Annotated in this window: 24 protein-coding genes; 13 read left to right on the top strand and 11 right to left on the bottom strand. The window is 63.4% G+C overall.

Annotated elements, in window-relative coordinates; genetic code table 11:
• Nucleotides 1–6 precede the first annotated feature (6 nt).
• From AT959_RS17180 to AT959_RS17165, 4 genes are all read left to right on the top strand, one after another.
• Nucleotides 7–1,938, top strand: a complete 1,932-nt coding sequence (locus AT959_RS17180) for a lytic transglycosylase domain-containing protein (protein WP_066885751.1) — start codon at nt 7–9, stop codon at nt 1,936–1,938.
• A gap of 24 nt (nt 1,939–1,962) precedes the next feature.
• A complete protein-coding gene (locus AT959_RS17175) occupies nt 1,963–4,044 on the top strand; it encodes a DUF1631 family protein (protein WP_066885748.1) in 2,082 nt (693 codons plus the stop codon).
• A gap of 97 nt (nt 4,045–4,141) precedes the next feature.
• Complete coding sequence (locus AT959_RS17170; RefSeq protein ID WP_066885745.1) at nt 4,142–5,104, top strand: complex I NDUFA9 subunit family protein; 963 nt, start codon at nt 4,142–4,144, stop codon at nt 5,102–5,104.
• 13 nt (nt 5,105–5,117) lie between these two features.
• On the top strand, nt 5,118–6,353 hold the full coding sequence (locus AT959_RS17165) for a multifunctional CCA addition/repair protein (protein ID WP_066885742.1): 1,236 nt from the start codon (nt 5,118–5,120) through the stop codon (nt 6,351–6,353).
• Here AT959_RS17165 and AT959_RS17160 read toward each other — a convergent pair.
• Complete coding sequence (locus AT959_RS17160) at nt 6,321–6,518, bottom strand: DUF2905 domain-containing protein (RefSeq protein ID WP_066885739.1); 198 nt, start codon at nt 6,516–6,518, stop codon at nt 6,321–6,323. The two genes, AT959_RS17165 and AT959_RS17160, sit on opposite strands and share 33 nt — an antisense overlap.
• Before the next feature lie 60 nt (nt 6,519–6,578).
• Between AT959_RS17160 and AT959_RS17155 the strand changes: the two genes are divergently transcribed.
• The gene (locus AT959_RS17155; RefSeq protein ID WP_066885736.1) at nt 6,579–7,385 is read left to right on the top strand and encodes an alpha/beta hydrolase; all 807 of its coding nucleotides are present in this window, start codon (nt 6,579–6,581) and stop codon (nt 7,383–7,385) included.
• Here AT959_RS17155 and AT959_RS17150 read toward each other — a convergent pair.
• Entirely contained in the window at nt 7,375–7,566 is a 192-nt protein-coding gene (locus tag AT959_RS17150; protein ID WP_066885733.1) for a YjfB family protein, read from the bottom strand. The two genes, AT959_RS17155 and AT959_RS17150, sit on opposite strands and share 11 nt — an antisense overlap.
• Before the next feature lie 64 nt (nt 7,567–7,630).
• Between AT959_RS17150 and AT959_RS17145 the strand changes: the two genes are divergently transcribed.
• Nucleotides 7,631–8,590, top strand: coding sequence for a hypothetical protein (locus AT959_RS17145; RefSeq protein ID WP_066885730.1), 960 nt, complete (start codon nt 7,631–7,633; stop codon nt 8,588–8,590).
• 3 nt (nt 8,591–8,593) lie between these two features.
• Here AT959_RS17145 and AT959_RS17140 read toward each other — a convergent pair whose 3' ends face one another.
• Nucleotides 8,594–9,751 carry a class I SAM-dependent methyltransferase gene (locus AT959_RS17140; protein WP_066885727.1) on the bottom strand — a complete coding sequence of 386 codons (1,158 nt, stop codon included), beginning with the start codon at nt 9,749–9,751 and terminating at the stop codon, nt 8,594–8,596.
• Between the two features lie 188 nt (nt 9,752–9,939).
• Here AT959_RS17140 and ttcA point away from each other — a divergent pair, with 188 nt between their 5' ends.
• Nucleotides 9,940–10,803: a tRNA 2-thiocytidine(32) synthetase TtcA gene (gene ttcA, locus AT959_RS17135; RefSeq protein ID WP_066885724.1), complete on the top strand. Its 864-nt coding sequence runs from the start codon at nt 9,940–9,942 to the stop codon at nt 10,801–10,803.
• 56 nt (nt 10,804–10,859) lie between these two features.
• Nucleotides 10,860–11,747 (top strand): adenylate/guanylate cyclase domain-containing protein, encoded by an 888-nt coding sequence (locus AT959_RS17130; protein ID WP_066885721.1) that lies wholly within the window; start codon nt 10,860–10,862, stop codon nt 11,745–11,747.
• A gap of 51 nt (nt 11,748–11,798) precedes the next feature.
• Here AT959_RS17130 and AT959_RS17125 read toward each other — a convergent pair whose 3' ends face one another.
• Genes AT959_RS17125 through recA form a run of 8 tightly spaced genes read right to left on the bottom strand, consistent with a single transcriptional unit; the run spans nt 11,799 to nt 17,589 of the window.
• Nucleotides 11,799–12,056 carry a PsiF family protein gene (locus tag AT959_RS17125; RefSeq protein WP_066885718.1) on the bottom strand — a complete coding sequence of 86 codons (258 nt, stop codon included), beginning with the start codon at nt 12,054–12,056 and terminating at the stop codon, nt 11,799–11,801.
• A 51-nt stretch (nt 12,057–12,107) separates the two neighbouring features.
• Nucleotides 12,108–13,043: an HPr(Ser) kinase/phosphatase gene (gene hprK, locus AT959_RS17120; RefSeq protein ID WP_066885715.1), complete on the bottom strand. Its 936-nt coding sequence runs from the start codon at nt 13,041–13,043 to the stop codon at nt 12,108–12,110.
• A gap of 9 nt (nt 13,044–13,052) precedes the next feature.
• On the bottom strand, nt 13,053–13,499 hold the full coding sequence (gene ptsN, locus AT959_RS17115; protein ID WP_066885712.1) for a PTS IIA-like nitrogen regulatory protein PtsN: 447 nt from the start codon (nt 13,497–13,499) through the stop codon (nt 13,053–13,055).
• 54 nt (nt 13,500–13,553) lie between these two features.
• Nucleotides 13,554–13,877 carry a ribosome hibernation-promoting factor, HPF/YfiA family gene (gene hpf / locus AT959_RS17110; protein ID WP_066885709.1) on the bottom strand — a complete coding sequence of 108 codons (324 nt, stop codon included), beginning with the start codon at nt 13,875–13,877 and terminating at the stop codon, nt 13,554–13,556.
• Between the two features lie 15 nt (nt 13,878–13,892).
• Entirely contained in the window at nt 13,893–15,362 is a 1,470-nt protein-coding gene (locus tag AT959_RS17105) for an RNA polymerase factor sigma-54 (protein ID WP_066885706.1), read from the bottom strand.
• Between the two features lie 28 nt (nt 15,363–15,390).
• Nucleotides 15,391–16,128 carry an LPS export ABC transporter ATP-binding protein gene (gene lptB / locus AT959_RS17100; protein WP_066885703.1) on the bottom strand — a complete coding sequence of 246 codons (738 nt, stop codon included), beginning with the start codon at nt 16,126–16,128 and terminating at the stop codon, nt 15,391–15,393.
• Nucleotides 16,125–16,568, bottom strand: coding sequence for a recombination regulator RecX (recX, locus tag AT959_RS17095; RefSeq protein ID WP_066885700.1), 444 nt, complete (start codon nt 16,566–16,568; stop codon nt 16,125–16,127). The genes lptB and recX overlap by 4 nt, the downstream gene beginning before the upstream one ends.
• On the bottom strand, nt 16,561–17,589 hold the full coding sequence (recA, locus tag AT959_RS17090; protein WP_066885698.1) for a recombinase RecA: 1,029 nt from the start codon (nt 17,587–17,589) through the stop codon (nt 16,561–16,563). The genes recX and recA overlap by 8 nt, the downstream gene beginning before the upstream one ends.
• A 244-nt stretch (nt 17,590–17,833) precedes the next feature.
• On the opposite strand from recA, the gene AT959_RS17085 reads away from it, so the two are divergent.
• From AT959_RS17085 to AT959_RS17065, 5 genes are all read left to right on the top strand, one after another.
• The gene (locus tag AT959_RS17085) at nt 17,834–18,133 is read left to right on the top strand and encodes a DUF1330 domain-containing protein (RefSeq protein WP_066885696.1); all 300 of its coding nucleotides are present in this window, start codon (nt 17,834–17,836) and stop codon (nt 18,131–18,133) included.
• An 11-nt stretch (nt 18,134–18,144) separates the two neighbouring features.
• On the top strand, nt 18,145–18,798 hold the full coding sequence (locus AT959_RS17080; protein WP_066885694.1) for an RluA family pseudouridine synthase: 654 nt from the start codon (nt 18,145–18,147) through the stop codon (nt 18,796–18,798).
• Nucleotides 18,799–18,882: 84 nt separating this feature from the next.
• On the top strand, nt 18,883–20,424 hold the full coding sequence (locus AT959_RS17075; RefSeq protein WP_066885691.1) for a high affinity choline transporter 1: 1,542 nt from the start codon (nt 18,883–18,885) through the stop codon (nt 20,422–20,424).
• A gap of 68 nt (nt 20,425–20,492) precedes the next feature.
• Nucleotides 20,493–21,551 (top strand): VanZ family protein, encoded by a 1,059-nt coding sequence (locus AT959_RS17070; RefSeq protein ID WP_066885687.1) that lies wholly within the window; start codon nt 20,493–20,495, stop codon nt 21,549–21,551.
• Nucleotides 21,500–24,205, top strand: a complete 2,706-nt coding sequence (locus tag AT959_RS17065) for a cation-translocating P-type ATPase (protein WP_066885684.1) — start codon at nt 21,500–21,502, stop codon at nt 24,203–24,205. Before AT959_RS17070 ends, AT959_RS17065 begins: the two co-directional genes overlap by 52 nt.
• Nucleotides 24,206–24,234: the final 29 nt, after the last annotated feature.

Here is a 24,234-nt window from a genome sequence, read left to right as displayed (position 1 = left end):
TCTAGCATGAAGTTTCGCGTCCTCATCCTCGGCCTCTCGCTCGCCTTTCCCGTCTTTGCTCAGGATAGTCGCGACGCGGCCTTCCTCGCCGCCCGCGACGCCTTCCGCGCCGGCGACCGCAACAAGCTGGAGCGCGCCACGGCCCAGCTCGGCAACCACGAACTGGCGCCCTACGCCGAGAGCTACCGGCTGCGCATGTGGATGGACCAGGGCGATGCGGCCAGCCTGCGCAACTTCTTCGAACGCTACGAAAAGAGCTACGTCGCCGAGAAATTGCGGGCCGACTGGATCCGTTGGTTGGGCAAGCGTTCCACGTGGAACGAAATCGAGAGTGAATACCCGAAACTGCTCGCCCCCGAGCCGGAGATCACCTGTTACAACCAGCAGGCCCGCCTCGCCCGCGACGACAAGAGCGTGCTCGACGAAGCCGAGAAGCTCTGGCTGAGCCAGCTTGAACCGCCGGAGGCCTGCCGGCCGGTGTTCGACAACCTGATCGCCAGCCAGCGGCTGAGCATCGACGATGTCTGGACACGTGCCCGCCGCCAGATCGAGGCCAACCGGCCGGGCTGGGCCAAGACGACGCTGAACTACCTGCCGGACAGCCAGATGCCCGACAGCCGCGCCCTCGATGCTGCCCTCAACAATGCGATGGGCTATCTCGTCCGCCAGCCCGCCAACTGGCACACCAGCCGGGCCGGCCGAGAGCTGGCGACAATTGCCGTGCAGCGCATTGCGACCAACGACCCGAGGGCTGCGGTCGACGAGCTGGAAAAGCTGAAAAACCGCCTGCAGGATTCCGAGAAACAGTGGGCCTGGAGCCAGATCGGCCTGCAGGCCGCCAAGAAACATCTGCCGGAAGCCGTCGGCTGGTACGCCAATACCGGCAAGGCGCCGCTCTCCGACGAGGGCTATCAGTGGAAAGTGCGGGCTGCGCTGCGCGCCCAGGAGTGGGGCATCGTCCGCGACACCATCCAGGCCATGCCGGCCGAACTGGCCGCCAAGCCGGAATGGATCTACTGGCTGGGACGGGCCCAGAAAGCCGGCGGCCGGACTACCGATGCCGACGCACTGTTCGAGAAGATCGCCGGCCAGCCTAATTTTTACGGCAATCTGGCCGACGAGGAACTCGATCGCGTCGTCATGCCACCGGCCAGGGCCAAGGCACCGACCAGCGAGGAACAGAAGGCCGCCCGCGACAATCCAGGTATCCGCCGCGCCCTGGCCTTCTTCCGCCTCGACCTGCGGACCGAAGCGGTCAAGGAATGGAACTGGGCGCTGCGCGGCATGGAAGACCGCGAACTGCTCGCTGTCGCCGACCTCGCCAAGCGCAACCAGATCTGGGACCGGGCCATCAATACTGCCGACCGGACCAAGTACGAACACGACTACACGCTGCGCTTTCTCGCTCCCTACGGCGAACATGTCCGCCCAGCCGCCCTCAACCAATCGCTCGACGATGCCTGGGTGTACGGTCTGATGCGCCAGGAAAGCCGCTTCATCACCAGCGCCAAGTCCAATGTCGGCGCTTCCGGCCTGATGCAACTGATGCCGGCCACCGCCAAATGGGTCGCCAAGAAGATCGGCCTGCGCGAATACAACCACAGCCAGGTCACCGACACCCAGACCAACGTTCTGCTCGGCACCAGCTACATGCGCCTGGTCATGGAAAACCTCGACAACCACCCGGTGCTCGCCTCGGCTGCCTACAACGCCGGCCCCGGCCGCGCCAAGAAGTGGCGGGCCGACCGGCCGCTGGAAGGGGCGATCTACGCCGAAACCATTCCCTTCAGCGAAACCCGCGACTACGTCAAGAAAGTCATGAGCAACGCCGTTTATTACTCGGCATTGTTCAATGGCAAACCCGACTCACTGAAAGCCCGCCTTGGCGTCATCGGCCCGCGTAGCACCGATGCCCTCAAGGATGCCGACCTGCCTTAACCTCTTAGTCACACGCCCCCCGGAATGGCCACCCCACCCGCTTCCAGCCCCGCCAGCCAACTCCCGGCTGACGACTTGCAGATCCTGCGCGACTGCCGGATGCTGTATCTGAAGCAGCTCGGCCAATTGCTCCAGGAAGCGGAGCCGGTCTCGGCCCGTGCGGTACAGGCCTTCCAGCAGACGGTCGGCGCCTATTTCGACGAAATGGTGTCAACCGGCCGGCGCAGCAGTTTTGAGGACGCCAAGGGGCTGACCGCTTCGCGCATTTCGCTGGTTGGCGAGAGCGATCTCGAACTGGAAATCCGCCTCGGCGAATTTTCGGCTCACTTGATGGAGCGAACCGGCGGCGACCTGTGGCGGGTCTATCTACGCTTCGTGACCCTGCTCGACCGTCCCGACCTGAGCACCGCCGACAATCCGGTCGGCCCCAGGGGCATTGCTCTCGGCCTGACCGATCTGTGCAACGAATTGGGCGAAGGCCATGACCAGACCCTGGAGCGGATCGACCGGCTGGAAGATTACTTTGCCAAGAATCTGACGGTCCTTTACGCGTCACTGAACGATTTCCTGGCCGGCAATAAGGTGGGCGCCGCGCAAGCGGCAATCGTTACCGCCTCCGACTCGGCGGGCGCCAGCGGGACGCCGGTCAACACACCGAACCCGGCAGCACTGCTGCAACGGCAACTGCTCGGGCCGGCCGGCGAGGCAGCGCTGCCAATCGCCGGCCCAGCCGCCCACCTGTTTTCCCAGGCCATGCTGGAACGTCTGCTGACCCGCCTCGACGAACTGGACAAGCCGGCTCGCCCAACCCCGGTCAGCAACTTCTCGCCAACGGCCACCAGCCCCTCGCTGGAAACATTGATTCCCGGCCTGTTCACCGCCGAGCCTGCGCCGTCCGCGACGCCGCAGCCCCTGGATTCGGATCGGCTGGGCATTCCCAGTGGCGCCCCCGAAGCAGCGACGATCGACGCCATCGCCCGCATCTTCGAAGCGATTTTCGCCTCGCCGACCCTGCCTGACCCGATCAAGTCGGCCCTCGCCAGCCTGCAGATTCCGACCCTGAAGGCAGCCATGCTGGATGCCGCTTTCTTCACCACCGAAAACCACCCGGCCCGGCTGTTGCTCGACAAGATGGCCCGGGCCGCCCTCGGCCTGGCCCACGAAGTCTCCGCACGGCATCCGCTGTGCGTCGACATCCAGGCCATCGCGAGCCGTGCTCGCACCGAATTCCGTAACGATAATCAGGTGTTCAACGCGCGGATCGGCGAATTGAACGCGCTGATCGCCGGCCGCGACAAGGCCGCCGAGCTGGCGGCCGAGGCCTATCTGCCGCTGCTCTACCAGCTCGACCGGCGCAAGCAGGCCGAACGGCGCGCCCGCCAGGTCATTGACGGCTACCTGCGCCCGGACGTCCCGGCCAGTATCGTCGGCTTCCTGCACCAGCACTGGCTCAAGGTTCTCGTCGTCAACTGGATGGAAGGCGGCGAACAAAGCACCGACTGGCAGGAGAACCTGGCGCTGATCGGCAACCTGCTGTGGAGCATCGAGCCGAAAGCCGAGATCGACGACCGCAAACGGCTGGCCAAGATGTTACCGGCCTTGCTGCAACGCCTGAATGCCGGCATGGCGCGCATCGGTCTCCCGGAAGAAACCCAGGGCGCTTTCCTCGACACCTGCTTTGCGCTGCAAACCGCCGCCATGCGCGCCACCGGCGCGCCTCCGCCGGTCCCGGCCGACCAGACGCCAGCCATACCGGCCGCAGCCAAACCCGGCGTCAGCGAACTGAGCGCCGGCCATCTGCTGCTCAAGATCATCGACCTGAGCGGCAATCAAGCCGAGGCGTCGCGGCTGCGTGCCGCCGTCCGTCCCGGCGTCTGGCTCAGCCTCACCCTGAACGGCAAGCCGCCGATCTGCGGCCGCCTCTGCCAGATCAGTCCGGAAAGCGGCATGCTGTTGCTCGCCAACCCGGACTGGCAATTCGCCCTGGCCATCCACCCGAACATTCTTGAACAGATGCTCAAAGCCGGGCGCGCCCAGCTCAGCAGCAATGAGTCGCTGTTCAACTCGGCGGCCGAACAGGCTTTGCGGCGAACCGAAAGCGCCTGAGGGCCAGGCACCGCGCCGGCCGGCGCCGGCAAATGGCCCAAAGAAGCCGATTTGCCTTAAAATTCAAGTTTTTCGAATCAAGCTTCCGGGGTTCCACATGGACATCAAAAAGGTCTTGCTGCTGGGGGGTAGCGGTTTTCTCGGTACCTATATCGCCAATCGCCTGTCACAACGCGGCATTGAGGTCACCATCCCGACCCGTCGGCGCGAGCGCACCAAGGCGCTGATCATTCAGCCGAATGTCGAGATGCCGGAAGCGGACATCCACTGCACAGAAACCCTGGCCGCGCTGATGCAGGATCAGGATGCCGTGATCAACCTGGTCGGCATCCTGCACAGCCACGACGTCAAGCTGCCCTACAGCAAGGATTTTGCCGAGGCGCACGTCGAACTGCCGAAGAAGATCATCGCCGCCTGCAAGGCGGCCGGCGTTCGTCGCCTGGTGCACATGAGCGCCCTGAATGCCGACCCCAAAGGCCCGTCCGAATACCTGTGCTCGAAGGGCGACGGCGAAGCCATCGTGCTCGCCGCCCGCAACGAACTCGATGTCACCGTCTTCCGTCCTTCCGTGATCTTCGGCCTCGGCGACTCCTTCCTGTCGATGTTCGCCAGCGTTCTGAAAAAGCTGCCGTTCTTCCCGCTCGGCTTCGGTCACGCCCGCTTTCAGCCGGTCTGGGCCGCCGACGTGGCGGATGCCTTTGTCGACTGCCTGGGCGACAGCAGCACCTACGGTCAGGCCTATGACCTGGTCGGCCCCAAGGTTTACACGCTGCGCGAACTGGTTGATTACACCGCCCAGCTAACCGGCAGCAAAGCCACCATCGTGCCGCTTTCCGAAGGCTGGGCCTATCTGCAGGCCGGCCTGATGTGGCTGGCGCCGAAGCCGATGATGTCGCCGGACAACCTGCGCTCAATGCAGCGCGACAGCGTCTGCGAGGGCAACTGCAAGCCGCCGGCCAACTGGCAGCCGACGGCACTGGAAGCCATCGCCCCGACCTACATTGCGCTCAACACGCCGAAGGGCAAGCTCGACGGCTTCCGCTTCCGCGCCGGGCGCTAAGTCCGGCCCGACCGTGCAGATCTACATCGTCGGCGGCGCCGTCCGTGACGAACTGCTCGGTCGGCCCAGCGCCGACCACGACTACGTCGTCGTCGGCGCCACACCGGAAGCCATGCTGGCCAAGGGCTTTCGCCCGGTCGGCAAGGATTTCCCGGTGTTTCTGCACCCGAAAACGCACGCAGAATACGCACTGGCCCGGACCGAGCGCAAAACCGGCCGCGGCTACCATGGCTTCAGCTTTCATGCCGCACCGGAAGTCACCCTGGAAGAGGATCTGGCCCGCCGCGACCTGACCATCAATGCGATGGCCAAAGCCGCCGACGGTAGCCTGGTCGACCCCTTCGGTGGTCAACAGGATCTGCAGGCCAAAATCCTCCGCCACGTCGGTCCGGCTTTTGCCGAAGATCCGGTACGCATCCTGCGCATTGCTCGCTTTGCGGCACGTTTCCATGATTTTTCGATTGCCCCCGAAACCCAGGCCCTGATGCGCGCCATGGTCGCCAGCGGGGAAGTCGACCACCTGGTCGCCGAACGGGTCTGGCAGGAACTGGCCAAGGGCCTGATGGAAGTACAGCCCTCGCGGATGTTCGGCGTGCTGCGCGACTGCGGCGCGCTGGCCCGCCTGCTACCGGAAGTCGATGCGCTGTTCGGCGTGGCGCAACGGGCCGACTATCATCCGGAAATCGACACCGGCATTCATACGATGCTGGTCATCGACCAGTCCGCCCGCCGCAATTTCGCGCTGCCAGTCCGCTTTGCCGCGCTGACCCACGATCTCGGCAAGGCGACGACACCGGCCAACATCCTGCCGCGCCATCTCGGCCATGAAGAACGCAGCGTGCAGCTAACTGAACAACTGTGCGCCCGCCTGCGCGTGCCGAATGACTGCCGCGACCTGGCGCTACTGACGGCCCGCTATCACGGCAATATCCACCGTGCCGCCGAGTTGCGGGCCAGCACCATTGTTTCGCTGCTCGAGAAGACTGATGCCCTGCGCCGCCCGGAACGCTTCCAGCAACTCCTCGACGCCTGCCTGTGCGACTACACGGGCCGCCTCGGCTGGCATGATCGCAACTATGAGAGTCCGGCCCGGCTGCTCGCCGCACTGGCTGCGGTCAACGCCGTGGAAGCGGGCAAAATCGCCGCCGCCTGCGCCGACAAGGGCAGCATTCCGGCGCGCATTCACGCCGCCCGGGTCAGCGCCGTCAAGTGCTGCCTAAATGAGCCTGGAGAGCAGCCAGAGCAGTAGGGAACTGAGGATGATCGTCGCGAACGGAAAGGCGTAGTGCCGGCCCCGCAAGCGGAAACTGACGTCCCCCGGCAACTGGCCGAAACGGATAAAGCGCGCCAGATGCGGGCTGATGATGCCCAGCAGGAAGATCGCCACCACCAGCGTCAATATCCACTTCAACATTTTGCCTTGCACTGCAGGGTGAAAGTCGCATTTAATCATGCTTCACCCCAACGGATTGCCATGCTCAAAACTCAAATCGTCGAAGGTCTCGAAGTCTTTTCCTGCCTGCCGACCAAAAAAACCAAGCTTCCCCCGCTGCTTTTCATTCACGGCGCCTTCGCCGGCGGCTGGATGTGGACGGAAACCTTCATGCCCTTCCTGGCCGAAGCCGGCTACCCCTGCCATGCCCTGTCACTGCGCGGCCATGGCGGCAGCGACGGCAGCGAGCATATCGACTGGCACTCGATCAACGATTACGTCGCCGATGTCGTTACCGTAGCCAACTGGCTGGGCGAAGCCCCGGTCCTGATCGGCCATTCGATGGGTGGGTTCATCGTTCAGAAGTATCTCGAACATCACGACGTGCCGGGGGCTGCCCTCGTTTGCTCGGTGCCGCCACAAGGCCTGATCGCCTCGCAGTTTCACCTGATGTTCCAGAAGCCGCAGCTATTCATGGACATCAACCGGATCATGAGCGGCAACTATCCGGATACCGAAGTGTTGAGGGAAGCGCTGTTTGCCGGCGAAATCGACGAAACCATGCTCGCCGCCTGGCTGGACCGCATGCAACCCGAATCGCACCGCGCGCTGTGGGACATGTCGATGTTCAACCTGCCCAACCTGCCGGCCATGCACCGCCCGCCGATGCTGATTCTCGGCGCCGAACTCGACGTCCTGGTGCCGGCATTCCTGGTTCAGGCGACCGCCCAGACCTACGGCCTGCCGGTCCATATATTCCGCAATATGGGGCACGCGGTGACCCACGAAAAAGAATGGCCGCTGGTCGCGGCCACGCTACAAACCTGGTTGAAGGGACTCAGGCCTTAACGTCGACGCTATTCCCCAAATTGGGCGGATTGTTCGGCTGTTGCGGCAGAGCCTGCAACAGCTGCATCGCGTTCTGTTCCTGAAGGGCCATTGCCTTTTTGAGGACCAAAGTACTCACAGCATCACCGGTCTGAGCCTGTGACAAGGCGCTACTCAAACTTCCTACCGCTCCGACGTCCATATCGTCCTTGCTCCAAAGTGAAATCACTATTACTTTTAGTGTAGACACTATTTTTAACAAAGCAATGAGCAATCCTAAAGATTCGGATCCTTCCTCAGCCATCATCGATGCCATTCGCGCCAAGCGCGAGCGGAAGAGCGCTATCGCCGAGGATATTGCAGCCATCGAAGCCTCGCTGCTCGCCGATATCGAAACCTTCGATCTGGATGCCGCCGAACAACGGGCACGCAACGAGCAGCAGACCAGCACAGGGGCAGGGCTGGTCGACCCGAGCCTGGTCTTCCCGACGATCGCGCCTGCCAAACCAGCGACCAGCCCGGAGCCGGACGGCGCAGACGATGCCGAAGACCCGACCCAACTGTTCGACCCACGCGGCAGTCTGCTCAGCCAGTTGCGTCAGCAGGCCGAGCACCGGCAGCGCGAGCAGCACTCAGCCAAGGCTGAGCGCACGGCTATCAACGAGAGTATTGATCGGGCCCTGAAACGCCTGTTCTTCTACCTGCATGACTTTGTGCAACAGCTCAACATCCTCAAGCCGGCGATCCCCCGTCCCTATCCGCTCACCGACGAGCAGGTGCTCGGATCGCTGGCCTGGGCGGAAGGCTTTGCCGACTACCGGACCCAGTCTCAAGCGGCCGGGGCCCTTGTCGAACTGGTCAGCTGCACCTATCGCCTGGCTGGCGGCGAGAGCCTGCACATTCAACGCGACGGCCCGGTGGTCGAACGTTTTCGCAGCCTGCTCTTCGACTACGGCTTGCGCTTCAACTGCAAGGAATCCAAGAACGAGCGCCGTTATACCGAACGCGCCGATTTCGAGATTCAGCCGGAAATTAGCGTCAACGCCCGTTGGCGCGCCGATTTCGACAAGGGGCTGATCATCCTGGACGCGCGCAATCTGGAGCGCTTGGGCAGCCTCAGCTACGCCATTCGTCCCCAAGCCCTCGATCAGGCCATGCTCGATGATTTCGGCCGCCTCGTCCTCGGCCTGCCCAACCGCTTCCGGGAACAGGTCACGCGGCAGTAGCCCTTACAGTCGGCGACTTTGGTCGCCGCTGGCAAAACCGCACAGGCCTTCGTCGATCCCCCGGCCAATGGCGATCACCTTGAACAACTCGCCCATTTCATGCGGCATCAGCAGTTTATTGACCGCACCGGCGGCACGAATGTAGTCCGCACTATCGTTCGGCAACTCGCCCAGCAAGTCGAGGATGCCGCAATTGAGCAGGAACTGCCCCTGACTGGTGTAACCCAGCAGTTCCAGTCCGGCGCCATGGGCCGCCGCGATAATCGCCGTGAAATCGACGTGCACCGTCAGATCCTGCAATCCAGGCAGGTAGAAGGGGTCGGGATGGGCGTGATGGCGGTAGTGACACATCAAGGTGCCGCGTGCCCGCTGCTGGTGATAGAACTCGCGGCGGGGAAAGCCGTAGTCGATCAGCAGCAGCGCCCCGGCGCTCAGGCGGCACCCCCATTCCGCCGCCCAGGCCCGGGCCGCCAGGCTGATTTCACTCTCGAAACCAGGCGGCAACTGACATTGCTCGCAAATCTGCTGCGCGGCGGCCAGCAAGGCACCAGTAGCCGAGCGTTCGCTCCAAACGAAGGTGCCAGCCGTATCCAGTTCGACGCCGCGCTCGAAGATGCCGTTTTCCCGCCAAGCGACAATTTCAGCCGGCATCGCATCGAGCAGTTCATTGCCGACCACCACGCCGGCGAAGGACTCGGGCAGCGCATCCAGCCAGCGCAGCCGGGGCAGCAGATGCGGCACTTCAGCGGCCAGCGTTTGCTGCTGACGCTCGCGCAGATCGGCTGACAGATCGAGGATCAGGTATTGCTTGGGCAGACAGGCCCGGCGCTCCAGCTCGAGCAGCAGATCGGCCGCCAGCCGGCCGGAGCCGGCCCCCACTTCGAGAATGACCGGTGCCGATGCCGCCATCACCTGCGCCACCTGGCGGGCCAGCGCCTGGCCAAAGAGGACGCTCATGCCGGGGGCGGTGATGAAGTCGCCGGCTGCCCCGAATTTCCGCGCCCCTGCTGTGTAGTAACCCAGTCCCGGGGCATAGAGTGCCAGTTCCATGTAGCGGGCAAACGGGATCCAGCCCTCGTTCGCCGCAATTTCCCGGCGAATGCAGTCAAGCAGGCGCTGGCTATGCGCCTGGGCATCGGGCGAGGGGAGGGGCAGATTCATAGTGGCTCCATAAAGGCGGGATTTTAGCCGGTGGCCGGACCCGGATTTAGGCTTTTGTTGTCGCAATCGCAGGCAAATTTGACTGGAGGGTGAAATATCACCGGCTTGCAAAACAACGTATCAGGTAAACTTGCCATTTTTATCGGTTCACCGCAGCAATCGACTCGCGGATACCCGCCACGGCCCAGATGACTCATTCAAACACCCTGCTCAAACTGCGCAAGAACCTCGAAAGCCGAACTGGCAAGGCAATCGGCGACTACAACATGATCGAGGATGGCGATACCATCCTGGTCTGCGTTTCCGGCGGCAAAGACTCCTACACGCTGCTCGCCATGCTGATGGCGCTGCAACAGCGGGCGCCGGTCAAATTCCGTCTGATTGCGATGAATCTCGATCAGAAGCAGCCGGGCTTTCCGGCTGACATCCTGCCCAATTATTTTGCCTCGCTCGGTATCGAATACCGGATCATCGAAGCCGATACCTATTCGATCGTCAAGGACAAGATTCCCGAGGGCAAGACCACCTGTTCGCTGTGCTCGCGGCTGCGCCGTGGCATCATCTACAAGACGGCCAAGGAACTCGGCGCCAACAAGATTGCCTTGGGTCATCATCGCGACGACATGGTCCACACCCTGTTCCTCAACCTGCTCTTTGGCGGCAAGATCAAGGCGATGCCGCCCAAGCTGGTCACCGACGATCATGCCCACATCGTCATTCGGCCGCTCGCCTACTGCGCCGAAAGCGATATCGCCAAATTTGCCCGAGGCATGGAATTCCCGATCATTCCTTGCAACCTCTGCGGCTCCCAGGAAAACATGCAACGCCAGAAAATCCGGGAAATGATGGAGGACTGGGATCGCCGCTTCCCCGGCCGCACCGAGTCGGTCCTGACGGCGCTGCAAAGCGTCGTGCCGTCACACCTGGCCGACAACAAACTGTTCGACTTCCAGAACTTGACGCTGGACACCCCGGTCGAGGAAGGCGATATTGCCTTCGACAGCCCGGAAATGCCAATCAGCGGCACTTTTCCGATCAGCCTTTCGTCATAACGCCAAGCCGGCATAATCCGCTTATAATCCAGAACATTACGAACGAATAGTCCGCAATGAGCAGCCAGCAACGCAAATTGGTCATCATGTTTGCCGATGTCTCCGGTAGCGCCCGCCTCTTCGAGCGCCTGGGCGATACCGAGGCCATGCATGCGGTAGAACGCTGCCTGAAACGGATGAACCGCTCCATCGAAGGCTACCGCGGCCGGACCGTCCAGGTGGTCGGCGACGAGTTGCTGGCCGCCTTCGAAACGGCGGAAGAAGCCTGCCAGGCCTCGATCGACATGCAACAGCGGATTGCCGATCTGCCGCCGGTCTCCGGCCTCAAGCTGACCATCCGGATTGGCCTGCATGTCGGCACCCTGACCGAGGACGGCGAGGGTCAGTTGAGCGGCGAGGTCGTCACCACGGCGGCACGGATCGTCGGCGCGGCACGCCGCGACCAGATTCTGGCCAGTTCCCATCTGGTGGCCGAACTGCCCGCCAACACCACGATCAATTCGAGGCCGATGCCCAATCTCGGCACCATTCGGCAAAATGACGAACAGGTGGCCCTGCGCCTGATCGAATGGACCAGCCAGAGTGCCATCGAGCAGATCAGTTCGCTCAGCATCATGCCAGTCCCACGTCTCTGCGTGCGCTACCGCGGCAAAGCCTATCTGCTCGACGACAAGACACCGGTCCTGACGCTCGGCCGCGACCTCGGCAACAAGTTGCAGATCGAGGATCGCAAAGCCTCGCGGCTGCACGCTAGGATCGAGAAACGCAAGGACGGCTACTTTCTGGTGGACACCAGCACCAACGGCACCTTTGTCTGCCTGACCGGCAAGCAGGAAGTCATGGTGCGGCGCCATGAAATCCTGCTCGAAGGCAGCGGCAACATCTGTTTCGGTACTTCGCGCAACGATCCGGCAGCCGACGCAGCGGATTTCGAATACCTGTAAACGACGATAGGCCATCCGTAGATGGCCTATCGAGAACAAACTGCCTGATTGTTACTTGGCGGCCTGGGCGTCCGCCACACACTTCTTCATGAAGCTGTTCTTGGCCGCGCCGGCCAGCTTCTTTTCCTTGGCCGTGGCCTCACAGGCCGTGGCTTCCGGGCCCATGGCATCGGCTTCGCACTTCTTCATGAAACTGGTCTTGGCGGCACCGGCCAGCTTCTTTTCGGCGGCACGGGCAGCGCAATCATCGGCCGCGTAAACCGATGAAGCGGACATCACGACAGCAAGCAGGGCAATCAGTTTTATCATTGAAAATCTCCCGAATCCGGTGGTAAGAATGTCCGGCCAACTATCGGTCAATCAGGCGTCATCGTCAAGCATCATGCGCTGCTGGCGGTCCATGAAATCCTGCATGCTGTCGATGCCGCGCAACTGCAGAATGGTATTGCGCACCGCCGCCTCGAGCAGAACCGCCAGGTTCCGGCCGGCCGCCACCGGAATCAGCACCTTGCGCACCGGCACGCCGAGCACTTCCTGCGTTTGCGCATCGAGCGGCAGGCGCGGCGCATCACTGCCGGCCACCGTTTTTTGCAGATGGACGATCAGCTTCAGCTTCATCTTCCGCCGCGAGGCGGTTTCGCCAAAGATGGTCCGAATATTGAGCAGGCCCAGCCCGCGGACTTCGAGAAAATCGCGCAACATGCCGGGGCAACGACCTTCGATCGTCGTCGGCGCAATCCGCGCCATTTCAACAACGTCATCGGCAACCAGGCCGTGGCCACGAGAAATCAACTCGAGGGCCAGTTCTGATTTGCCGACCCCGGAATCCCCGGTAATCAGCACGCCCATGCCCAGCACGTCCATGAAAACACCGTGCAGATTGACCGTATCGGCCAAACGGGACGACAGATAAATCCGCAGCAGGTCGATCACCGCCGAGCACGGCTTGGGCGAAAAAATCAGCGGGGTATTGAAGTTCTTGCAGGCATCAACCAGGATTTCCGGCGGCGTCAGGCCATCGGCGACGATCACCGCCGGTGGCTGGGCGCCGAGCAGGTCCTGGAACATCTGGGCAAAGCGCCGTTCGCCGATCTTCGTCGCCCAGTCGTATTCCGCCTGGCCCATGACCTGCAGACGCTCCGGGTGGATGACGTTGATATGGCCGACGACATCGGCACCGTAGTTGTTCGACAGCTTGATCTCGATGCGGCGGTCCGACTGATGGCCGAGCACCCAGTTGAGCAGCAGCTTTTCGCGATTATCCTCGTAAAGCTGGACGAGGCTGATATGGCGCACGGGCAGGAATCAGGACTGGAAGAGGGCAACCACGCTCACCGCATCGGGGGCGGCAACGAGGGCCTCGCGGAAGCTGCGTTCGGCAAAGCGCTGGGCAAGCTCCGACAGTATCTGCAAATGCTGCTCGGTCGCCTGTTCCGGAACGAGCAGGACAAACAGCAGATTGACCGGCCGGCCATCGGGTGAGTCAAACGGCACCGGAGCGGACAAGCGGATGAAGGCGCCGGCGGCCTGCTTCAGGCCCTTGATGCGGCCATGTGGAATGGCGATCCCCTGGCCGAGGCCGGTGGAGCCGAGTTTTTCACGGGCGAAAAGGCTGTCGAAAACGACAGCGCGGGCAATGCCGAGATGATTCTCGAAAAGCATGCCGGCTTGTTCAAAGACCCGTTTCTTGCTGCTGGCTTCGAGGTCGAGAACCACCTGCGAGGCAGACAGAATATTGTTTAGGGGGTTCATAAGGGAGTTTTGAAAAGCAAAGGCCGCGACAAAAGAGTCGCGGCCTGTCAGCCTTTATTCGGCCACGTAGTGCGCCGGCTTGTCACCGCGGTGATGATCCTGCACTTTCTGCTTGTACTTCTGGACCTGACGATCGAGCTTGTCAAACAGCGCGTCAATGGCGGCGTAAAGGTCGTCGCCGGACTCTTCGACGTGAATGTCCTTGCCCGGCACGTGAAGCGTGACTTCACCCTTCTGCTTGAGCTTTTCAACCGACAGAACGACGTTCACGCCGGTAACTTTGTCAAAATGGCGAACAACCGGGTCGAGCTTGTTTTCGACGTATTCGCGCAATGCCGGCGTAACTTCGATATGGTGACCAGCGATCTGCAGATTCATGCTTTTCTCCTCTCTCTACAGGGTCTTGCGTAAATTGACCGGCGGGATGTTGAGCGATTCACGGTATTTGGCGACCGTGCGTCGTGCGACAACGATTCCCTGCTGGCCTAGTATTTCGGATAATTGACTATCCGACAAGGGCTTCTTGCCATCCTCCGCTCCGATCAATTGCTTGATCAGGGCGCGGATGGCGGTGGCAGAACAGGCACCACCGGTATCGGTGGCGACATGACTGCCGAAAAAGTACTTCAATTCAAAAATGCCGCGCGGCGTCGCCATGTATTTCTGGCTGGTGACCCGCGAAACGGTGGATTCATGCAGGCCGAGAATGTCGGCGATTTCGCGCAGGACCAGCGGCCGCATCGCCACTTCGCCGTGCTCGAAAAACTGGCGCTGGCGGTCGACAATGGCCTGCGTGACGCGATGGATGGTCTCGAAGCGCTGCTGCACGTTCTTGATCAGCCAGCGCGCTTCCTGCAACTGGCCGGACAGATTGCCGTTACCCCGGCGCTGCCTGGAGAGTATCTCGGCATACAGGCGATTGATGCGCAGACGCGGGTAGGCATCCGGGTTGATGTAGGCGGTCCATTTACCCTTGAGCTTCTTCACCATCACGTCGGGCGTGATGTAGCGCGCCTCGATCTGCGCGAAGCGGGCGCCCGGCCGCGGATTGAGGCTGACGATCAGGGCCTGGGCAGCCTTCAGGATTTCATCATCGCAGCCGGTCAACCGGCGGATTTTGGTGAAATCACGCGCCGCCAGCAATTCGAGATGCTTTTCGACGATGACCAGGGCCAGCGCCCGCACTGCATCCACCGGCAAGGCCTTCAGTTGCAGCGCCAGGCACTCCTTCGGGCTACGGGCACCGATCCCGATCGGGTCGAAATTCTGGATATGGTGGAGGGCGATTTCGAGCTCTTCCAGCTCGATTTCGTATTCCGGCGGCAGGGTTTCCCACAGCTCTTCGAGCGGCGTCGACAGATAGCCGTCATCATCGAGAGCTTCGATCAGAAAACGGACCAGGCTGCGGTCACGCTCGCTGAGCTGGGTCATGCCGAGTTGCCAGCCGAGATGGTCGCGCAGACTGATCGTCGCCGCATGCACGTCGTGCGAATCGCTGTCATCGTCCTCGTCGCGGCCGGCCCCGGTAAAGGTGCCGGCATCCGAGGTCCAGCGGTCGTCGTCCACATCGGACGGCGTCATCGGTACATCCTGCTCGCGATCGTCGCGCGCATCCCGCTCTTCGCGCTCGACGCGCTGCTCGCGCTCGCCTTCCTCGGTGCGCGGCGCATCGAATTGCTGGGCCGCGGCAAAGGATTCGGTGCCGCCGTCGTCGTCGCGTTCCAGCATCGGATTCTCGAGCAGGTAACGCTCAAGTTCCTGCTGCATCTCGACCGTAGATAGCTGTAACAGCTTGATCGACTGCTGCAACTGGGGCGTCAGCGCCAGATGCTGGGATAGTTTTAGTTGGAGTGCTGGCTTCATCAAATGGGATCTGGACGCTGCTTATCGGTCAGAGCTTGAAATGCTCGCCGAGATAAACCTTACGCACGCTTTCATTATCGACGATTTCGTCCGGCCGTCCAGCAGCCAATACGCGGCCGGCACTAATAATATAGGCGTGGTCGCAAATACCCAGCGTTTCACGGACGTTGTGATCGGTGATCAGCACCCCGATGCCGCGCTCTTTCAGGAAGCGAATGATTTTCTGGATTTCCAGCACCGCAATCGGGTCGACCCCGGCAAAGGGTTCGTCGAGCAGGATGAAACGCGGATTGGTGGCCAGGGCGCGGGCGATTTCGACCCGCCGCCGCTCGCCGCCGGAGAGGGCAGCCGCATTGACATGGCGGACGTGGTTGATGTGCAGTTCGGCGAGCAGGCCTTCCAACCGGTCGTCGAGCTCCTTGGCCGGCAGCTTGAGCAGTTCGAGCACGGCCCGGATGTTTTCCTCGACGTTCAGCTTGCGGAAGACCGAGGCTTCCTGCGGCAGGTAGGACAAGCCCTGGCGCGCCCGGTTATGCATCGGCAGGTGGGTCAGCTTGGCATCATCGATATAGACGTCGCCGCCATCGGCCGGCACCAGGCCGACGATCATGTAGAAACAGGTCGTCTTGCCGGCCCCGTTCGGGCCGAGCAGGCCGACCACTTCACCGCTCTTGACCTCGAAGGAAACATCCTCGACCACGGTCCGCGCCTTGTAGCGCTTTTTCAGGTTGAGGGCGGCGAGGGTGGAAACTTGGGTGTCGCTCATTCATCCGCTCCGCGCATGACCCGGCGAATCGCCTCGCCGGAGAAGCCGCGATATTGCAAAAACCGCATCTGTTTGGCCCGCTCTGCCGCGCTCTGCGGCAATTCGCGGAATTTTCGCGCCCACACCGCCCGGCAGCGTTCGGCTTCGTCGCCGCCTTCGGGCAGGGCGGCAGCGATATCGTCGTCAGCCACCCCCTTCTGGCGCAATTCCTGTTTCAGCCGGGCATTGCCGTAACGGCCGGCACGGGCAACGACGCGCTGGGTGGCGAAGCGGTTGTCCGAGAGCAGGCGTTCCGCCTGCAGGGCGTCGAGCACGGCCTCCAGCTGCTCGACCGACTCGGCTTGCGCGGCGAGCTTGCCCATCAACTCGGCCCGGCTGTGATCACGCCGGGTCAGCAGTCGAAGGGCAGCGACTCGCAACGCAACAGCCGGATCAGGCATCCGTCTTCGCCGCCTTGACCGGCTTGATGACGTTGGTGCTGGCGGCCTCGCGGATGCCGGCCTCAATTTCCTGGGCGATTTCCGGGTGGCTGCGCAGGAATTCGCGGGCATTGTCCTTGCCTTGGCCGATTTTTTCGCCCTTGTAGGCATACCAGGCGCCGGACTTGTCGACCAGCTTGTGAGCGACGCCCATTTCGACGATTTCGCCCTGACGGGAAATACCTTCGCCGTACAGGATGTCGAAAATCGCTTCGCGGAACGGTGGCGAGACCTTGTTCTTGACGACCTTGACCTTGGTTTCGCTGCCGATCACCTCGTCGCCCTTCTTGATCGAGCCGATGCGGCGGATGTCGAGGCGGACGGAGGCGTAGAACTTCAGCGCGTTGCCGCCGGTCGTCGTTTCCGGCGAACCGAACATGACGCCGATCTTCATCCGGATCTGGTTGATGAAGATGACCAGCGTGTTGGTCTTCTTGATGTTGGCGGTCAGCTTGCGCAGGGCCTGGCTCATCAGGCGGGCGTGCAGGCCGACCATCTGGTCGCCCATTTCGCCTTCGATTTCGGCGCGCGGGGTGAGGGCAGCGACCGAGTCGACGATGATGATGTCGACCGAGCCGGAACGTACCAACATGTCGGCGATTTCCAGCGCCTGTTCGCCGGTATCGGGCTGCGAAATGAGCAGTTCGCCGACATTGACGCCGAGCTTCTGGGCGTATTGCGGGTCGAGGGCGTGTTCGGCGTCGATGAAGGCGGCCGTACCACCAAGTTTCTGCATTTCGGCAACGACCTGCAGACAGAGCGTGGTCTTGCCGGAGGATTCCGGACCGTAGATTTCGACAACACGGCCGCGCGGCAGGCCGCCGACGCCGAGAGCAATATCGAGACCGAGGGAACCGGTCGACACGACCTGGATACCTTCGTCGATTTCGGCGTCGCCCATCTTCATGATGGAACCTTTGCCGAACTGCTTTTCAATCTGTTGCAGCGCTGCGGCGAGCGCCTTTGCCTTGTTGTCGTCCATGGGCATACCTCGGAAATTTGACGGGATTATGGCACAGGGGCCAAAGATGGAATAGAAATTGCAGAAGCCGGAATTTGTCCTTATGCCGTTGGACACCCCGCGGCACGGTGCGTATCCTTTCGGCCCGGCGCCGGGAACGAAATGCTTCGTCCGCCCACCCCAAACTCGACTACTGTTTATATGTACAGTTATACCTGTACAGCCCATCCGGCGCAAGCCCGGACCGTACGCGAAGGATATTTTCATGGCTGAAGCCCCCCACGCCGCTTATGTCATCGGCCACATCAGCGTCAAGGATGCCGAAAAATGGGCGGCCTACCGCAGCGCCGTGCCGGCCACGCTGGCCCCATGGCAGGCCGAACTGGTGCTGCGCGGCACGCTCACGGAGATCCTTACCGGCAGCCACGCGCACAGCGACACGGTGGTCATCCGCTTTCCCGACCGGGCCTCGGTTGACGGCTGGTACCAGTCGGCTGCCTATCAGGCGCTGATTCCGCTGCGCAGCGCCGCAGCCGACCTCGACCTGATCGTTTTCGAGTCCTGAGCCGGTCTGCCGTGGTCGCCTATTGCCCACCGCCGCATAGCGGCCTCGACCTGGTCTACCAGGATGATTACCTGCTGGCGGTCAACAAGCCGGCCGGGCTGCTTTCGGTACCGGGCCGCGGCGCCGGCATGGATGACTGCCTGGTGGCGCGGGTCCAGGCCGAGTTTCCCGATGCGCTGATCGCCCACCGCCTCGACATGTCGACCTCCGGCCTGCTGTTGCTGGCGCGTGGCGCCGAAATGCACCGGCGCCTGTCCAAACTGTTCGAAACGCGGCAGGTGGAAAAGCGTTATCTGGCCGTCGTCGCCGGTTGCCTGGCCAATGATGCCGGGGAGATCGATCTGCCGCTGATCTGCGACTGGCCGAACCGCCCCCGGCAGATGGTCGATTTCGCAATCGGTAAGCCGTCACTGACCCAGTATCGTGTCCTCGAACGGAACCCGGCGCAGGACACGACGCGGGTCGAACTGGCCCCGGTCACCGGCCGTTCGCACCAGTTGCGGGTGCATATGGCCAGCCTCGGCCACCCGATTCTCGGCGACGACCTCTATGGCGGCGCGGCCACCGAACGGGCCGAACGCCTGCTGCTGCATGCCATGGATTTATGCCTGCCGCACCCGTCGACCGCAGCACTGCTCAGCCTGCACTGTCCGCCACCGTTCTGATCAACGCGCGGCCTGCAGCGCAGCCGCGCAATAACCTTATAATTCCCGCGTTTTCAACCCCTTGCCCCGGTCGACCGCGCGCATATGCTGATCTGGTTCGTCGTTCTCTATCTGCTCGTTTCCATCGGCATCGGCCTCTTTGCCGCGACCCGCGTCCATAGCGCCAAGGACTTCGCCGTCGCCGGCCGCCATCTGCCGCTGCCGGTCGTCACCGCCACCGTCTTTGCCACCTGGTTCGGCGCCGAAGCGGTGTTCGGCGTCTCGGCAACCTTCGTCAAGGAGGGCCTGACTGGCGTCGTCGCCGATCCCTTCGGCTCGTCGATGTGCCTGATCATCGCCGGCGTTTTCTTCTCGCGGAAACTCTACAAGCTGAACATTCTGACCCTCGGCGACTATTTCCGGCTGCGCTACAACCGCACGGTCGAGGTGCTGACCACGCTCTGCATCGTCGCCTCCTATCTCGGCTGGGTGTCGGCCCAGATCAAGGCGCTCGGCCTCGTTTTCAACGTCGTCACCGCCGGCTACGTCAGCCAGACGGCCGGCATGATCCTCGGCGCCGCCATCGTACTGACCTACACCACCTTCGGCGGCATGCTCTCGGTCGCCATCCTCGATTTCGTCCAGATGGGCGTCATCATGGGCGGCATGCTGTACATCGGCTATGTCGTCTCCGGCCTGACCGGCGGCGTCGAACTGGTCATCAACCACGCCTCGGCGGCCGGCAAGCTCGATTTCTTCCCGCCGCCCGACCCGTGGCTGTGGCTGACCTTCCTCGGCGCCTGGATCACCATGATGCTCGGCTCGATTCCGCAGCAGGATGTCTTCCAGCGCATCACCTCGGCCAAGAGCCAGAAAATCGCCCTGTGGGGCTCGATCCTTGGTGCCTCGATCTATTTCTGCTTCACCTTCGTGCCGATGTTCATCGCCTACTCGGCAACGCTGATCGACCCCGAACTGTTCAACGGCCTGCTGCAGACCGACTCGCAACTGGTGCTGCCGACCCTGGTCCTGCAGCACACCCCGGTCTTCGCCCAGGCGATCTTCTTCGGTGCCGTGCTGTCGGCGATCATGAGCTGCTCGTCGGCCACCTTGCTGGCGCCGTCGGTCGCATTTTCCGAGAACATCGTCCGCGGCTTTTTCCCGCACATGGGCGACCACCAGTTCCTGAAGGTGATGCGTGCCTCGATCGTCATATTCGCCGGCATCGTCCTCGGCTTCGCGCTGTACTCCAGCGCCAGCATCTTCAAGATGGTCGAGAACGCCTACAAGGTGACGCTGGCCGGCGCCTTCGTGCCACTTTTCTTCGGCGCCTTCTGGAAACGGGCAACGACGCAGGGCGCCCTGGCCGCGATCATCGGCGGCCTGTCCGCCTGGCTGCTGGTCGAAGCGCTGGTCAGCACCGGCGGTGCGCGGACCGGCGACTACGCCTACGCGCTGGCCGGGGCAGGGCAGTTGGTGCCGCCGCAACTGATCGGCCTCGCCGTCAGCATGCTCGGCATGCTCCTCGGTTCGCTGTTGCCGCAATGGGTCGGCCGGCCGACGCCGCCGATCGACATCCACGCCGTACTGCATCACCGGGCAGCGGCGGAAACCCAGCACACGACCGAGCACCCGCACCAGCACTAGGCGCGACACACCTAAGGCAGTGCAGATAAGGGCTGACGTCCTCGCCGATAGCCCATAAAATCGGGCTCATGACCCAGCACGGCCGCGGCCCCATCCTTCTCGCCCGTTACCTTGCGCTGGCCTGGTGCGGGCTGGTGATCTACGGCAGCCTGCATCCGTTTACCGGCTGGCGAGACAGCGGCGTTTCGCCGTTTGCCTTCATCGAGGGCGGCTGGCCGCGTTACTGGACCTTCTTCGACCTGGCCGCCAATGTCGCGGTCTACCTGCCGCTCGGCTTTTTTCTGACCCTCGCCCTCGACCGGCTGCCCGGCCGCTTCACCGCCCCGATCCTCGCCGTGCTGCTCGCCGGTGGGGTCAGCTTCGGGCTGGAAAGTGCGCAGACCTGGCTACCGTCACGCGTTCCGTCCAATCTCGATCTCGCCTGCAACAGCCTGGGCGGGCTGCTTGGGGCACTCTGGGCGCAGACGGTCGGCCCGCGTGTTTTCGCCCGCCTGGCGGCACTGGAACACCGGCTGATTGCGCCGGTACCGCACGCCGAACTCGGCCTGACCCTGCTCGGTCTCTGGCTGCTCGTACCGTTGTCGCCGGAAACCCTGCTTTTCGGTGCCGGCGACCTGCGCCAGACGCTCGGCCTGGTCGGTGCGGTGCCTTTCGCCGCCGAGAGTTTCATGCTGATCGAGGCCAGCATCACCGCCTTCAATGCGGTCGCCGTCGGCCTCATCATTCGCCAGCTGACGGCACGGACGCTATGGGCCTATGTGGTCGTACCGCTCTTCCTGCTCCTCGGCCTGGTCGTCCGCACACTGGCCTCGGCGATCCTGATCAACCCCGGCGAAGCGCTGGCCTGGCTGACGCCCGGCGCCCAGATGGGTTTGCTCGTCGCGACACTGTTTCTCGCCATTGCCATCGCGTTGCCGGCGACGCCCCGCCTGATGCTGGCCGCCCTGGCGCTGATGGCGGCCACCGTGCTGGTCAATCTCGCCCCGCCCAACCCGTACTCGATGGCCGCTCTGGCCACCTGGCGGCAGGGGCACTTCCTGAACTTCAACGGCCTGACCCGATTGGTAGGTACGCTATGGCCCTTCATGACCCTGCCGTTTCTGCTGCTGACCAGCCGTCGACCGTAGCCTGGCACAGCCTGGCCGCCGAACAGGCAGCGCAGCAACTGAACGTCGATTGCTCGACCGGGCTGAGCGACGGCGAGGTCGCCGAACGCCTGGCCCGGCACGGCCCCAATCTGATGACGGAAACGCCCGGCAAGCCGGCCTGGCGGCGCCTGCTCGAGCAGTTGCTGCAGCCGCTGGTCCTCGTCCTGATTGCCGCCGGCGCCATTACTGCCGGCCTCGGCGAATGGACCGACGCCAGCGTCATCCTCAGCGTCGTGCTGGTCAATGCCGGCATCGGCTACTGGCAGGAAGCCAAGGCCGAAGGGGCGCTCGCCGCACTGGCCCGCAGTGTCGCAACGCCGGTCACCGTGCGCCGGGGCGGCCACCGGCAGCAGCTCGACGCCAGCCGGCTGGTCCCCGGCGATGTCGTCATTCTCGCCGCCGGCGACCGCATTCCGGCCGACCTCCGCCTGTTCCAGCAGCGCGAACTGCATACCGACGACTCGATGCTGACCGGCGAATCGCTGCCGGTCGGCAAACATACCGACCCGCTGGCCGACGACACGCTGCTCGCCGAACGCGCCAACATGGCCTATGCCGGGACCACTGTCGTGGCCGGACAGGGCGCCGGGCTGGTCATCGCCACCGGCGACGCCACCGAAACCGGGCGCATCGCCGGCCTGATCGCCAACGCTCCGGAAATAACGACGCCGTTGACCCGCAAGATGGCGACCTTTTCCAACTGGCTGCTCTGGGCAATCGGCGGCCTGGCCCTGCTCACCTTCGGCGTCGGCCTGGCCCGCGGCGAAGCCGCCTTCGACATGTTCATGGCGGCGGTGGCGCTGGCCGTTGGTGCCATCCCGGAAGGCTTGCCGGCTGCCGTCACCGTGACGCTGGCGATCGGCGTCGCCCGCATGGCCAAACGGCGCGCCATCATCCGTCGCCTGGCGGCCGTCGAAACGCTGGGCAGCACGACCGTCATCTGTTCCGACAAGACCGGCACGCTGACCGAAAACGCGATGACGGTACGCATGCTGTGGACGGCTGGCCTGGGCTACGCCGTCAGCGGTCACGGCTACACCCCGGACGGCGCCATCACGCACGACGGCTTGCCGGCCCGCATCGACGGCGCCCTGCGCGAATGCCTGGTCGCCGGTGCGCTGTGCAACGAGGCCAGCCTGCGCCGCGACGGCCCGCACTGGCAGATCACCGGCGACCCGACCGAAGCCGCGCTGCTGGTCGCCGCCCGTAAGGGCGGGCTGGACGAGCACACGCTGCGCGCGCTGTTCCCGCGCCGCGACGAACTGCCTTTCGATGCCTGCCGTCAATACATGGCAACCGCCCACCAGGGTGACGGCCAACCGCTGCTCTACGTCAAGGGCGCCCTCGAACGCCTGCTGCCGCTTTGTCGCGACCAGCTTGATGCGCGTGGCCAGCCGGTGGCGCTCGATGCGGCAGCGGTCGAAGCCATCGCCGAAGCCTATGCCGGGCAGGGCATGCGCGTCCTGCTGCTGGCCCGGCGCATTTTTGCCGAAAATTCGGCGTTGACCGCAGGCATGGTCGACGGGCTGACCCTGCTCGGCCTGGTCGGCATGATCGACCCGCCGCGCAAGGCGGCGATCGGCGCGATCCGGAACTGCCACTCGGCCGGCATCCGGGTCAAGATGATTACCGGCGACCATGCTGTCACCGCGCTGGCCATTGCCCGCCAGATCGGTCTGCCGGCCGAGCGGGCGCTGACCGGCCGCGAACTGGCCGGGCTCGACGAGGCGCAGCTGGCCGAGGTCGCCCAGCATACCGACGTCTTCGCCCGCGTCGAGCCGGAGCAGAAGCTGCGCCTGGTGCGTGCCCTGCAAAGCCGGGGCGAGGTGGTGGCAATGACCGGCGACGGCGTCAATGACGCACCGGCGCTGAAGCAGGCCGACATCGGCATCGCCATGGGCCTGAGCGGCACCGAAGTCGCCAAGGAGGCGGCGGCAATGGTGCTGACCGATGACAATTTCGCCAGCATCGAAGCGGCGGCGGAAGAGGGGCGGGGGGTCTGGGACAACCTGGTCAAGTTCATCACCTGGACGCTGCCGACCAATTTCGGCGAAGGCCTGGTCATCGTCGCCGCCATCCTGTTCGGGGCGACGCTGCCGATCACGCCGCTGCAGATCCTGTGGATCAACATGACGACCGCCGTCCTACTCGGCCTGACCCTGGCCTTCGAGCCGATCGAGCGTGGCATCATGCACCGGCCGCCGCGCCGGCAGGCGACCCCGGTCCTCGATGGCGCGCTGATCCGGCGCATCGTGCTGGTCTCGCTGCTGCTGCTCGGCGGCGCCTTCGGCCTCTTCCTGCGTGAACTGGCGCAGGGCCACACGCTGGCCGAAGCGCGCACCGTCGCGGTCAACGTCTTCGTCATGGTCGAAATGCTCTACCTCTTCAACTGCCGCTCGCTGAGCCGCGGCTTCTGGCAGCTCGGGCTATTTTCCAACCGCTGGTTCTGGGCCGGGCTGGCCGCCATGCTCGTCCTGCAACTGCTGCTCACCTACTGGCCGCCGCTCAACGCCGCCTTCCAGACGGCACCGATCGGCCGGCAGGAATGGCTGGAGATCGGCGCTTTTGCGCTGCTCAGCTCGCTGATCGTCGGCCTCGAAAAGCGCTGGAGCAACCGCCGGCGTTCCACGTGAAACCGGACCGCCTATAATTGCCGGCCGCA

This window comes from Dechloromonas denitrificans (genome assembly GCF_001551835.1).
Classification (GTDB): Bacteria; Pseudomonadota; Gammaproteobacteria; order Burkholderiales; family Rhodocyclaceae; genus Azonexus; species Azonexus denitrificans.
The sequence above is the reverse complement of the archived record's forward strand: the minus strand, read 5'-3'. Positions and strand labels throughout refer to the sequence as shown.